Origin of the sequence: Mycobacterium sp. E2462 (genome assembly GCF_001672685.1) — a bacterium.
Classification (GTDB): Bacteria; Actinomycetota; Actinomycetes; order Mycobacteriales; family Mycobacteriaceae; genus Mycobacterium.
This window is the reverse complement of record NZ_LZKC01000242.1, coordinates 1-748: the sequence shown is the minus strand read 5'-3', so window position 1 is coordinate 748 and position 748 is coordinate 1. Positions and strand designations below refer to the sequence as shown.

Here is a 748-nt window from a genome sequence, read left to right as displayed (position 1 = left end):
GCTGCGCGCCCGCGCCGTGGCCCAGGCCGCGCAGCTGCCCGACGCCCGGGCGGCCAGCGCCTGCGCCACCGGCGGCGGCGGGCCCAGCAGCGTCGCTTCCAGCGCGGCCAGCGTCAGCTTGTCGACGCGCAGGGCGCGCGCGGTCGGGTGCCGGCGCAGCCGCTCGATCAGGTCGGCGCGGCCGACCAGCAGGCCGGCTTGCGGGCCGCCGAGCAGCTTGTCCCCGCTCGCGGTGACCAGGTCGGCGCCGTCGCGCAGCATCGACGCGGCGTCCGGCTCGTCGGGCAGCGCGGGATGCGGTTGCAGCAACCCGGACCCGATGTCGGCCACCAGCGGCACGCCCCGCTCGCCGAGCACCGGGGCCAGCTCCCGGACCTCGACGGCGGCGGTGAACCCGCTGACGTGGAAGTTCGACGGGTGCACCTTGAGCACGAAACCCGTGTCGGGGCCGACGGCCTCGGTGTAGTCGCGCAGGTGGGTGCGGTTGGTGGTCCCCACCTCGCGCAGCCGAGACCCCGTGGCGGCCAGCAGTTCGGGGATGCGGAAGCCGTCCCCGATCTCGACCAGCTCGCCCCGGCTGAGCACGATCTCCTTGCCGGGGGCCAGCGCGAGCGCGGCCAGCACCAAAGCCGCGGCGTTGTTGTTGACGACGTGCACGCCGCCGGCGCCGGGCACCGCGGCGGCCAGCGCCCCGTCGTCAACGCGACCGGCGTGGTGGTGCACACCAATCTGGGCCGGGCCCCCCTGT

1 protein-coding gene is annotated in these 748 nt (G+C 76.5%); it reads right to left on the bottom strand.

The window, feature by feature from the left end; translation table 11 throughout:
- Nucleotides 1-748 (bottom strand): L-seryl-tRNA(Sec) selenium transferase (selA, locus tag A5714_RS11955; protein ID WP_068285413.1); only part of this gene is annotated, 748 nt, incomplete at both ends.